At 67.7% G+C, this 12,346-nt stretch carries 8 protein-coding genes; 2 read left to right on the forward strand and 6 right to left on the reverse strand.

Annotated elements, in window-relative coordinates:
• Positions 1–1,346: ATP cone domain-containing protein (locus I6U14_RS02325; protein WP_296896572.1), on the reverse strand; the 1,346-nt coding region annotated here is incomplete at its 3' end.
• A 333-nt stretch (positions 1,347–1,679) separates the two neighbouring features.
• The gene (locus I6U14_RS02330) at positions 1,680–2,420 is read right to left on the reverse strand and encodes a hypothetical protein (protein ID WP_296896573.1); all 741 of its coding nucleotides are present in this window, start codon (positions 2,418–2,420) and stop codon (positions 1,680–1,682) included.
• 185 nt (positions 2,421–2,605) lie between these two features.
• Between I6U14_RS02330 and I6U14_RS02335 the strand changes: the two genes are divergently transcribed.
• Positions 2,606–3,466 carry a cytochrome c gene (locus I6U14_RS02335; RefSeq protein WP_367115614.1) on the forward strand — a complete coding sequence of 287 codons (861 nt, stop codon included), beginning with the start codon at positions 2,606–2,608 and terminating at the stop codon, positions 3,464–3,466.
• Between the two features lie 68 nt (positions 3,467–3,534).
• On the opposite strand, the gene I6U14_RS02340 is transcribed toward I6U14_RS02335, so the two are convergent.
• Complete coding sequence (locus I6U14_RS02340; protein WP_296896574.1) at positions 3,535–6,726, reverse strand: efflux RND transporter permease subunit; 3,192 nt, start codon at positions 6,724–6,726, stop codon at positions 3,535–3,537.
• A 209-nt stretch (positions 6,727–6,935) separates the two neighbouring features.
• Here I6U14_RS02340 and I6U14_RS02345 point away from each other — a divergent pair, with 209 nt between their 5' ends.
• Entirely contained in the window at positions 6,936–7,871 is a 936-nt protein-coding gene (locus tag I6U14_RS02345) for a Gfo/Idh/MocA family oxidoreductase (RefSeq protein WP_296896575.1), read from the forward strand.
• 22 nt (positions 7,872–7,893) lie between these two features.
• On the opposite strand, the gene pdxA is transcribed toward I6U14_RS02345, so the two are convergent.
• From pdxA to I6U14_RS02360, 3 genes are all read right to left on the reverse strand, one after another.
• The gene (gene pdxA, locus I6U14_RS02350; RefSeq protein WP_296896577.1) at positions 7,894–8,922 is read right to left on the reverse strand and encodes a 4-hydroxythreonine-4-phosphate dehydrogenase PdxA; all 1,029 of its coding nucleotides are present in this window, start codon (positions 8,920–8,922) and stop codon (positions 7,894–7,896) included.
• 32 nt (positions 8,923–8,954) lie between these two features.
• On the reverse strand, positions 8,955–10,280 hold the full coding sequence (locus I6U14_RS02355; protein ID WP_296896579.1) for a peptidylprolyl isomerase: 1,326 nt from the start codon (positions 10,278–10,280) through the stop codon (positions 8,955–8,957).
• A partial coding sequence (locus I6U14_RS02360; RefSeq protein WP_296896581.1) for an LPS-assembly protein LptD occupies positions 10,261–12,346 on the reverse strand: 2,086 nt, incomplete at its 5' end. The genes I6U14_RS02355 and I6U14_RS02360, both read right to left, overlap by 20 nt.

Genomic DNA, 12,346 nt, shown 5'->3' on the forward strand with positions numbered 1-12,346 from the left:
TCATTGGCCACCTTCAGGAAGGGCACCACGCCCTGGGACTTGCCGTTGGTGCCCTTGATGTGGGCACCCATGCCGCGCACCCGGGTCCAGTCGTTGCCGAGCCCCCCGGCGAACTTGCTGAGCAGCGCGTTGTCCTTGACGGCGCCGTAGATGCCGTCCAGGTCGTCCGGCACCGTGGTGAGGTAGCAGGAGCTGAGCTGGGGGCGGAGCGTGCCGGAGTTGAACAGCGTCGGCGTCGAGCTCATGAAGTCGAAGCTGGACAGCAGCTCGTAGAACTCGATGGCGCGCTCCTCGCGGTCGATCTCGTTGATGGCCAGCCCCATCGCGACACGCATGAAAAACGCCTGGGGCAGCTCGAAGCGGGTGCCGCGGTCGGTGTGGATGAAGTAGCGGTCGTAGAGGGTCTGCAGGCCTAGGTAGGTGAACTGGAGGTCCCGCTCGGGCCTGAGTGCGGCGCCGAGACGGGCGAGATCGAAGCGCGCCAGCTGCTTGTCCAACAGCTCCAGGTCACCGGCCCGCTGGACGTAGGCCGCAAAGTAATCGGCATAGCGCTCGCCCATGTCGGCCTGGGTCTCGACGCCGACGGCCATGTCGAGGAAGCCCAGCGCCTCACGACGCATGATGTCCAGCAACAGCCGCGCCGCCGCCTGGCTGTACGCGGGCTCGCGCTCGATCATCGCGCGTGCCGACATCACCAGGGCCTGGCTGACGTCGGCCTCTTTGACGCCGTCGAAGAGATTGCGCAGCGTGTCTTTGAGGATGGCCTCCGCATCCACGCCGTCGAGTCCGCGGGCAGCCTCTTCCACCAGCTTCGCGAGCCGCTCGGTGTCCAGCGGGCGGGTGCTGCCGTCGGCCAGCGTGACGTTGATCCCCTGGTCTCCGACAGCTTCGGCGGCGCTCTTTTCGGCGCGCTCGCGGGCGCGGGCCTCGCGGTAGAGCACATAGTCGCGCGCCACCTTGTGCTCGCCGGCGCGCATGAGTGCCAGCTCCACCTGGTCTTGGATATCCTCGATGTGCACGGTGCCGCCCCCTGGCAGACGCCGGGTCAGGGCGCTCGCCACCTGCTCCGTGAGGCGCTCCACCTGGTCGTGAATGCGCGAAGAAGCCGCGGCACTGCCCCCTTCCACGGCCAGAAAGGCCTTGGTCATGGCCACCTTGATCTTGTTCGCGTCGAAATGCGTCACCTTGCCGTTGCGCCGGATGACCTGCACCCGGCCCGGTTGGTGGCCGCCCAGGTCTGCTGTGGTGGTCCCTGCCTGCGTGGCCTGGGGCTGCGGGTGCGCCGCTGCTGCGGTCTGATCCGGCTGCTCGGGGTTCGGGTTCTCGACAGACGTTGCGGCGGCCATGGGCGGTTCTCCTCTGGCTGGTTCCGGTCTTCTTGGGGGTCAGCCGGAGCTCGATGCGTGCAGGCGCCTGGCGTCGCAGCGCGAGCAACTTGAGCTCCCAGCGATGAGGTCAGGAATATATATGTTCAGATGGACCTGTCAACCACAATATATTGTGCCCAACCCGGTGGCCAACGCGTTGGCAGCCTGTGCATGTCCTGTGGACAACTCGCCGGCTACGCGGCGCTGAGCCGCGCCGTTATGGGGATGCGCTGTGGGTGGATGCCCTGGTGGCTGGGTGGTGATCGCCGTGGGCTGGGTGGTGATCGCCGTGGGGGCTAAGCCCGGCTGCGCTCAGCGAACTTCGACGACGAAGTACTTGGATGGCGTCTGGCGGGAGAGGTCGATCGGAGCCGAATAGGTGCGAGTCTCGCCGGGCTGCAGCTCGGGGATGTCGGCGGGGGTGATGGTCTGGCTCTTGTCGAGCCGGGCGATGCCGGTCTGGAGGCCGGCCTCGTCGAACAGCACGATGGTGACCCTGGGCAGGACCGGGCCGGTGCGCCCGTTGTGCAGCACGGCGCTGAACTCGACGGTGCGCTCGTTGCCCAGCCCGGATTGCACGAAGGTGATGTTCTTGACGTACTGGTCGTTCAGCTCGATCTGCCGGGCGAAGACCAGCTCCTCGATGCCGGGAACGCGGTTGGCGAGCAGAATGCGCACGTCGTTCGTGAGCTCGGTGATGCGCGCGTTGGCCTGGGCGAGCTCGCCCTCGAGCTGCTGTTGAGCGCCCCTGAGCTGCGCTTCGTTGCGGCTTAGGCGGTTGACGTGAAACGAGAGCATGACGGCAAGCATGGCGCTCACTACCAAGCCCGCTGCCAGCAGGGCTGCCAGTAAGCGCAGCCGCCGAATCTTGCGGCGACTGCTGCTGGAGCTTCGCGTGCGCCTGATGCGCGGGCTTCGGCGTCGCTGTACCGGCTCTGCCAGGCCCTCGGGGCGGCCGTCCCCGTCGGGCTGCGGCGGCGGATTCATGTTGCTGCGCGGGACCGTGTCGCTCTGACCGCGGCTGTGCCAGTTTGGGTTCCGGATATCATGCATTGACCGCTCCACTGCGTCCGACTTCTCATGGTACCGGTTGCCGGTCGCCCATGTCAGCGGTGCCGTTCTCTGTCGTGCGCCGGCTGGGCCGGCACAGACATCAGGGGGAGCGGATGCGATACTGCGCATTGATGAGAATGGACCCGCACCGCAGAGGCGGGCCACACCTGCCACCGGAGGACAGCATGCCTGCAGCTTTCCACAACGCAGCGAGGCCATCGTGCTCGCCAGCTCGACCGCGGATGGATGCCGCCGCCGCAGATCGGGTCCCAAGCCAAGTCGGCTATTGGCTGTTGTTGCTAGCGTTCATGGCCCTGCCGGTGCTTGCGCAGACGCCTGCGGCGGCAGAAACGCCTGATGACCCAGCAGCCGTGGCGCAGGCGGAATACGACGCCGTCATGGCGCTGACGCCGGACCCTGAGAATGGCCGACGGGTATACCTCACCTGCGCGGTGTGCCACCTGCCGGAGGCCTGGGGGAGCACGGACGGTACCTATCCGCAGGTCGCGGGGCAGCTGCGCACCGTCATCATCAAGCAGTTGGCGGACTTTCGCGCCGGCAACCGCGCCAACCCGCTCATGTATCCGTTCTCGGTGCCGAGCATCCTCGGCGGGCCGCAGGAGCTGGCCGACGTCGCCGCTTATGTGGCGCAATTGCCCATGACGCCGCACAACGGACTCGGCCCCGGCACGGACCTGGCGCTCGGTGAGAGCCTCTACCAGGAGCACTGTGTGGATTGCCATGGTCCAGAGGGCGAGGGCGATATGCGCGAGCACATCCCCGCGCTGGCGGGGCAGCACTATGCCTATCTGATGCGCCAGTTCGAGCAGATCGCAAGCGGCGAGCGGCGCAACGCGGATTCCAAAATGACGGAGCAGATTCAGGGCTTCACCGCGGCGGAGCAGTCCGCGGTGCTCGACTACACGTCCCGGTTGCGCCCGCCGGCCGAGAAGCTCGCCCCGGACGGCTGGACCAACCCGGACTTCCCGAGCTTTGTCCGTGACGCCGCCGGCATCCGCGCCAAGCCGCCCGCGCCGCCCAAATAATGCCTTTTTCGGGCCTTGCGGCAAGCCTGAACAGGCGCCGCGTAGCTCGGCGGGTGTGCTGACGCAGGTCAGCCGTTCGGCGCCCCCACGGGCTCGCCGGCCGCAGACATCTCAGCCGCAGGGCCCCCGTGCCGGCCCAGAATCCGATAAATCATCGGCACCAGCAGCAAAGATACCAAGAGCGAGAAGCCGAGCCCCCAGACGATGACGATGGCGAGCGGCTGAAGCATCTCCGAGCCTTCGCCAACGGCGAGCGCGAGCGGCAGCATGCCGAAGACCGTGGTCAGCGTGGTCATCAGGATGGGTCGCAGCCGCAGACCCGCGGCGCTGACGATCGCATCCGGCATCGCCAGCCCATCGCGGCGGCGCAGCTCGATGAACTCCACCAACACGATGGCGTTGTTCACGACGATGCCGGCCAGCATGATGAGGCCGAGCCAGACCGGCATGGATACAGGCGTATCGGTTTGTCCCAGCCCAAGCACCACGCCGATGAGCGCGAAGGGCACGGACAACAGAATGATCAGCGGGTTGCGCAAGGACTCGTACTGCACCGCCATGACCACCAACACCAGGAACAGCGCCAACGCCAACAGGACGCGACCCAAATCGCGGCCTTGCTGCAGCGTCTCAAGCGCCCCCGCCTCGTACAGGGTATAGCCGCGGGGCAGCGGCAGATCTGCGAGCGACGCCAGCGCGTCGTAGATTGCACCCTCCAGGGTCGCATCCCCGGCTACGGAGGCAGAGATCTCCACCACCCGTTGCTGGCGGTCGCGCATGATCTCCGCCGGTTGCGGCAGCAGGTCCACCGCAGCGATGTCGCCGAGCCGGATGGGCCGACGCGGCTCCGTGTTGCTGAAGAGGATGATGGATTCCAAGTCTCCGGGGGCGCCCACGTCGGCGCGCTCCAGGCGCAGGCGCACATCGATGCTGCGGTCGCCGTCGATGAGCCGCGTGACGCTTTGTCCCTCCAGCGCGAAGCGCAGCACCGCGCCAACGTCCTCCACGTCCAGCCCGTAGCTCGCCGCCCGACGGCGATCCAGGCGCACCGAGAGCTCGCGGGTCACGTCCTCGTTTGAATGCTGCACATTGCTCAGGCTCGGGATGTCCTGGAGGCGCTCCACGGCCATGTCCGCCAGTGCAATGAGCCTGTCCAGCTCCGGCCCTTTGATGCGCAGGCTCACGTCGTCGTCGCCGCGGTTGTAGCGGATACCGCGCACGCCGGAGGTGTAGAAATAGGTGCGCAGGCCCGGGATGCCCTCTGCCTTCAGCAGTTGCTTCAGCCGCTCGATGAAGGCGTCTGACGAGAGCCCATCGCGCTCGGCGGCGGGCGCGAGCAACACCTGGATGCCGCCCCGGCTCGGGCTCTCCCAGGACGAGCGCCCGAACACCCAGCCGCCGACCGTGGTGAACACGGCGTCCACTTCCGGCTGCGCCGCGACGATGGCCTCGACTCGGCGCACCATTTGGTCCATGCGCTCGACATTGATGCCGTCATCCGCCCAGAGCGCGATCTGGACGTCCCCTTCGTCCAGCTCCGGGAGGAACTGCTGCTCGCCGCCGAAGAAGCCCGGCACCGCGAGCGCGAGCCAAACGCCGAAGCCCGCCACCACCAGCCAGCGCCACGGCAGCAAACGGCGCAACAGCCACGCATAGCCCGCCTGCAAAGCACCGACGCCGCGGTCGATGCTGCGCCGAACCCGGCCTTCGCCACTGGCCGGCACCCGCCCAGCGAGGGCTGGCACCAGGGTGAGGGCGACCACCAGCGAGGCGAGGATTGCCGCGGAGATGGTGAAAATCAGCTCTCGGAACAGCAGCCCCACCAGCCCGCCGATAAACAGGAAGGGGAGCACGGCGGCGAGGTTGGTGGACGTGGAGGCGACGATGGCGCTGGTGACCTCGCGGGCCGCGTTGATGGCGGCCGGTGCGGGTGCCTCGCCCAGGCGCTGGTGGCGCTGGATGTTCTCCAGCATGACGATCGTGCTGTCCACCAGCATGCCGACACCAAGGGCGAGTCCGCCCAAGGTCATGATGTTCAGGTTGAGCCCGAACGCTGCCATGAGGATGAAAGTGACCAGCACCGCAATGGGCATGGCGCTGCCGATGATGAGCGTGCGTCGTAGGCTGCCCAAAAACAGATAGACCACCAGCATCGCGAGCCCGGCGCCGGTGAGCGCCGCCTGTGCCGCATTCCGCAGGCTTTGGCGGATGTAGCGGGCCTCGTCATCCACCTTGCGCACCGCGATGTCCGGTGGGATACGACCCTGCGCGTTCAGCGTCGCCAGTGCTTCATCCACGGTATCGACGACGGCGACCGTATTCGACAGCGGCTGTTTCTGGATCGACAGCTTGATGCCGGGCTCGTCGTTCAGGCGGATGCGCAGGCGCTCGGGTGCGGCGCCGTCCGTGACTCGGGCGACGTCCCCGACGCGCAGCAGTCCGGGCGGGGCACGGCTGCCGTTGCCGGCCCCGGCATCGCCTGCCGCAGCCGTGGCGTCCATCCCGCCGCCAGGCAACGGCAGCGGCAGATCGACGATCTGCGCGGCGGTCTCCAATCGCCCGCCGATGCGCCCGCTGATTTCGCCATCGGTCATCATGAGCCGACCCGCCGGCATGTCGCGGTTCGCCTCCTGCAGGCTGTCGCGCAGGTCCAGTAGGTCAAGCCCGACGCCGGCGAGGCGATATTGGTCGGCTATGACGCTAACTTCCCGCTCCAGGCCGCCACCCACCTCCGCCGCGGCGATGCCGGGCAGCGTCAGCAGCGAGCGGCTCAGGGTGTACTCCGCCCAGTCCCGCAGCTCCACGGCATCGCGCAGGTTGGAGCTCACGACGTACTCGGCCACCGGGCGTTGGGAGGGGTCGCGCTTGTAGATGACCGGCGGCTCGATCGTCTCCGGCATGAAGCGGCGCGCCTGATCCAGGCGGTTGCTCGCATCTCGCAGCGCACGGTCGATGTCCTCGCCGTAGCGGAAGGACAGGTCCACAGAACTGCGCCCCTCCCGGCTCTCGGATTGGATGGCGACCGCACCCTCGGTGACGGCGAGCTGTTCCTCCAGAAAACGGGTCACCTCGTCCTCCATGACCTGAGCCGGCACACCCGGGTCCAGCACCCGCACCCGCACGTCCGGGTAGATGATGCGTGGCAGCAGGTCCAGGTTCAGGCGGCCCAGCGCGAAGCCGCCAAGCACCATCACCGCCAGAGTCAGCATGACGACGCCGATGGGATGGCGGACGGACCAGGTGGAGATGCCGGTGATCATGGGCCCGATTTGCGGGCGCTCGCGGCGATTTCAGGGCCCCGTCTGGCTCAGTCGATCATGGCCCATTGGGTGGCTCTATCCGTCTCGTCGGTCGTGCTCGGGCTTGGTCGAGCGCGGCCCGTGTGGCCACCGTCAGCGGCTCGCCGTAAGCCGCTCGCCGTAAGCAGCTATCATGGGCCAGCAGGCATAGGGCAGCAAAGGAGGTTGGTATGGGGCAGGCAGTACGCGTCGGCGTCGTGGGGGTCGGTTATCTCGGGCGTTTCCATGCCCTGATTTATTCGCGTCTCGACGGCGTAGAGCTCGTGGGGGTTGCCGATACCGACCGCGGGCGCGCGGAAGCCGTGGCCGCCGAGGCCGGCTGCGCAGCCTTCACAGACCCCGCGGCATTGCGTGCGCAGGTGGACGCGGTCAGCATCGTGGTGCCGACGACGGCACACTTGGATGTTGCGCGGCCGTACCTGGAAGCGGGCATCCACACCCTGCTGGAGAAGCCGGTGGCGCCGGACATGGACCAAGGGACGGAGATCCTGCGCCTGGCCGAGGCGTCCGGGGCCACGCTGCAGATCGGCCACCTGGAGCGCTTCAACGCGGGCATCATGGCGCTCGCCGAGCGCATCGACCGGCCGCGCTTCATCGAGGCTCAGCGCATGGGCGGGTTCAAGGAGCGGGCGACGGACGTGGACGTGGTCTCCGACCTGATGATCCACGACATCGACATCATCCTGGGCCTGGTGGGCGGCGAGCCGACAGAGATTCGGGCTGTGGGCACGCCCGTGCTCACCGAGCACGTGGACATCGCCAATGCGAGGCTCGCCTTCGCCGACGGTGCCGTGGCCAACATTGTTTCGAGCCGCGTGTCGGAGCAGACGGTGCGGCGGATCCGCGTCTTCCAGGCAGGTGCCTACCTGTCGCTGGACTTCGTCGGCCAGACGCTCGACATCGCGCGGCCCGTACCGCAGCCGGGCGGAACCCGGCCGGAGATCGTCCGCGAGCGCATCGACGTGGAGCCGGTGAAGCCGCTGGACGCGGAGATTGCGGCGTTTGTGGATTGTGTGCGGACCGGTCGGCGGCCGTTGGTGGACGGTGCCGTCGGCCTGCGGGCGCTGGCGGTGGCGTTGGAGGTGCATCGGCGCATGGCGGGCTGATCCACGCTGAGCCGACTTGCTGTCAGGCGTTGCCGCCGCTCGCCTGTGCGCCCCCTTCCCACGCCGCCATGTCGATGGCCATGGCCAGCGCCGCCGCCAGGCTGCCCGGGTCGGCGCGGGCGGTACCGGCGAGGTCCAGCGCCGTGCCATGGTCCACGGAGGTTCGGATGATGGGCAGGCCGAGCGTCACATTGACCGCGTTGCCGAAACCCATGTGCTTGAGCACCGGCAGGCCCTGGTCGTGATACATGGCAAGGACGACGTCTGTGTTCGCCAGCATCGGCGGCAGAAAGGCCGTATCTGCCGGCAGCGGGCCGCGTAGGTCGGCGCCGGCGGCACGCAGGCGCTCCAGCACCGGGGCGATGATGTCGATTTCTTCGCGACCCAGGTGGCCGCCCTCGCCCGCATGCGGATTGAGGCCGCAGACGGCGATGCGGGGCTCGAGGATACCGAAGCGCCGGGGCAGGTCGCGAAGCAAGGTCTCAAGCACGTCCGTAATGAGCTGTCGGCTGAGCGCCGCCGGCACGTCCTTGAGCGGGAGATGGGTGGTGGCCAGCGCCACCTTGAGGCCGGGGGCGGCGAGCAGCATCACGGCCTTGGCGCCGCATTGCTCGGCAAAGAGCTCGGTATGGCCGGTAAAGGCGAGGCCGGCATCGTTGATGACGCCCTTGTGTACCGGCGCCGTCACCACCGCGTCGTAGCGGCCGTGCAGGCAGCCCCGGCAGGCGGCGCTGAGCGTCTCCACCACATAAGGCGCGTTCCGGGTATCGAGCCGCCCCGGCACGGCCGCCGTTCGCAGCTGGGCCACCGGGTCCACCCACAGCGCACCGGGCATTTGCGGCTCGGGTGGTTTCTCTGGCTCCAGTGATTGCAGGGTCAGGGGCAGGTCCAGTGCTGCCGCCCGCGCACGCAGAAGCTCCGGATCGCACAGGGCCACCACTTGCGCCGGGTGGGCCTGCTGGGCGAGCAGCACGCACAGGTCCGGGCCGATGCCGGCGGGCTCCCCGGGGGTCAGTGCGATGCGCCTAGGGCGATCTGCGGTTTGGGTCATCAGGCTGACAGTCGCGCCGCCGCTCGCGGGCGTCAGTAGTCCCCGGTGTCGAGCCGCAGATCCACGTAGGCCTCGTCGCGCAGCTGGCGCAGCCACATCTCCGTGGCTTCCTCTGCCTTGCGCTGGCGCAGCGCGTCCTCGGCCTTCATGCGCAGCAGCTCGTCGGCCGTGTCCTGCTGGCGTCGGTCCAGCACCTGCACGATGTGCCAGCCGAAAGGGCTCTGGAAGGGGTCGCACACCTCGCCGGGGGCGAGCGCGTCAATGACCTCCTCGAACTCCGGCACAGTATCACCAGGGTCCACCAAGCCCCAGTCGCCGACCTGAAGCGCCGTCCCCGTGTCGTCGGCAGGGGAGAGGGAAAGGGTGCCCAAGGAGGACCGGCGGACGAGGGGCAGCCGCAGCTGCTCGAGTCGGCGCTGTGCGTCGTCGTCGGAGACCAGCTCGTTGGTTCGGATCAGGATGTGGCGGGCCTGCGTCTGGCTCACCGGTTCCGGATCATCGCCGCGGATGTCGGCGATCTTGATGAGGTGCAGCCCGCCCGGGCTTTGGATGGGCTCGGTAATCTCGCCTTTCGCCAGGGTCTGTGAGGCCTCCACCGCCAGCGTCGGCACCTCGGCCATGGGGAACCAGCCCAGGTCGCCGCCCTCCAGCGCGCGGCGGCCGTCGGACTCCGCGGCGGCGACACTGGCGAAGTCGGCGCCGTTGCGCAGGCGCTGCAGCAGCCGCTGCGCCTTGCTGCGGGCTGCGGCCAGCTGGTTTGCGCTCGGGCGCTCGGGCAGCGCCACCAGGATGTGCTGGAGCTTGACCTCGCGGCGTTGGATCAGGGTGTCCGCTTCCTGTTCCAGGAAGCGATCCACCTCCGCCTCGCTTATCCGGATGTTGCGCATCACCGCCTGTTGCTGCAGCTGGCTGGTGAGGATCTGGGAGCGGGTATCTTCGCGGAAGTTCTCGAAGTCGACGCCGCTCTGCTCCAGGGTCAGACGCAGCTCGTCCAGGCTCAAGCCGTTGCGAGCGGCGATGCCGTTGAGTGCGTTGTTGAGGGTTTCCTCATCCACCTGGATGCCGAGCTGCTCGGCCTGCTGCATCTGCAGCCGCTTGAGGATGAGGCGCTCGAGCACCTGCTCTTCGAGCACCGCCTGCGAGGGAATGGCCGCGCCGCGGGCCTGCAGCTCCGGCAGTACCAGATCGATCTCGGATTGCAGCTCGCTGCGGACAATAACGTCGTCGTTCACCACGGCGACGATGCCATCCAGCGGACGGCTCGCCCCAGCACCGGTGGCGACGAGCGCCAGCAGCAGGCAGGCGATGAGCGGCCAGCGAGCCCCCCATGCTTGGATTTCAGTCGATGGAATAGCCATAAATCTCGCGTTCCAGGAAATCGCCGATCGGGTCGCCGATGGCACCAAGGCCGGCGAGCTCCACCTGCAGCATGACCGAGGTGCTGGCCGCATCCTCGGGGCGGCGCTTGAAGTGCCGACCGAGCAGTCGCAGGCGCCAGCAGCACTTGCCGAACTCGACCCCGGCAAAGGCGTCCATGGTCTCGTCATGGCGCATCGAATAGAGCCAGCGGCCGACCAACTCCGCCTGGGTGCCGAAAGGGAGGCGGAAAGACACATCGGTATCCTCGTACCGGTTCTCCTCCGCGGGCGTCAAGTCGGTTCGATACGCGAGGTTGAGCATGCGCTGCTCCGGATCCCGATACTCCAGACGCAGCGTGCGCCGGGGCAGGCTGTCATTTTGGTCGGCGTCCGGGTCCCACTGGAAACTCGCGCGCCCGAACCAGTGCTCGAACAGCCGTGCGGAGAGCTCGCCCGTATAGGGCGAAGTATCGTCGGTCTGCGGCGGCCCGGAGATCTGCACGCGGCGATCGGCAAAGTAGTAGATCTGGCCCAGGCTCAGACGGAACAGCTCCTCACCGGTTGACGCGCGCAGCATGCGCGAGCTGATGCCCGCTGTCACCTGATTGGTATCGCCGATGCGGTCCCGACCCGTGAAGCGGTTGCTGCGGAACAGGTTGGCGAAGCTGAAATCGAGCTCGGAGCTGTCGAACACCGGCGTCTCGGCTTGTGCCTCATAGGGCGTGTAAAGGTAGTAGAGCCGCGGCTCCAGGGTCTGCACTGCCGTTTCGCCGAGCCAGTCCGTCTCGCGCTCGAAAATCAGCTTTCCGTCAAGGTCCAGGCTCGGGATCGCGTGCCCCGGGTCGTCCGGGAAGCCCGGCTCGGTGTCGGTCAGGGCATAGGTCGACAGGTAAAGCCGCGCGCCCGGAATCAAGTGGCCGTAGCTGCGCTGCAAGGGCCAGCTCAAAGCCGGGGTGAGGGTAAAGCGTTGTCCGTGCACCCTGTGGTTGTGGTCGAAAAAATCGTACTCGGCTTCCAGGCTGACGTTGGGGCGCGCGGTGAGACCGGCGACCGGCTCTGGTAGCAGCTCCGTGGGATTGATGCGGAAAAGGATCTGCGGGAGACGTCCATAAGGCCTGCCTTCCGGCGCGATGCCCTGGTCGATGGTCTGAAAGCCCTCCAGACGCGTGAGCAGGGACCAGCCCCTGCCGTAGTAGGTCACGTCACCGCGCTGACGCAGACGGCGCGTACTGGTGACGTCGATGTTGTTGCCAAGGTCTTCCAGGTATTGGTCGTCGCTCACGGCGTTGAAATCGAGGCGGGTCACCAGGCGCCCGAGCCATCGCCCCTCCTCCAGTGCGTTCAGGCCCCAGCGCACGCGCTCATCCCCCTCGTAAGCTCGGTCGTCCGGCAGCAGCTCGGCGCGGATCTCGCCCGCGTCCGAGCGCGTGAGCCAGCGGAATTCCGAGCCAAGCATGATGCCGCGCTCGGTCATCAGCCGTGGGGTCAGCGTGGCGTCCATGTTGGGCGCGATGTTCCAGTAGTAGGGCGTGCGCAGCTCGAAGCCGTTGTCCTGCGACGAGCCGACGGAGGGCACCAGAAAGCCGCTGCGGCGGCGGTCGTCGATAGGAAAGCGCAGGTACGGCGTGTAAAGCAGGGGCATACCCCGAATACGCACCCGTGCGTCCCGCGCGACGCCGACGCCGGCCTCCTGATCCAGCTTGAGCTGGCTGGCCCGCAGTGACCAGGCGTTACTGCCCGGCGGACAGCTGGTGTAGAGAATGTCGCGGTACGCCGTGCGTGTGGGGCTCACCACATAGGCGGTGTCTGCCCGGCCGCGCACATTGAGCGGTCCGCTCAGACGAAACCGCGGTGCGTCGATGCGTCCCTGTTGTGTGTCCAGATTGACGTCGGCGCCCGCACCCACCAGCCGCAGCTGGGGGTACTCCAGGTAGGTGTCGTCAGGGCTCGGCACGGTCTGCCGGCTGCGGTCGTAGCGCAGCTGATCCGCCTCTACCCGTTGCTCGTCGCGGACGACGGTGACGCCGCCGACGGCATCCACGACGTCCTCGGAGCGGCGGTAGCTG

It is taken from the genome of Thiohalocapsa sp., from assembly GCF_019695415.1.
Taxonomy (GTDB): domain Bacteria; phylum Pseudomonadota; class Gammaproteobacteria; order Chromatiales; family Chromatiaceae; genus Thiohalocapsa.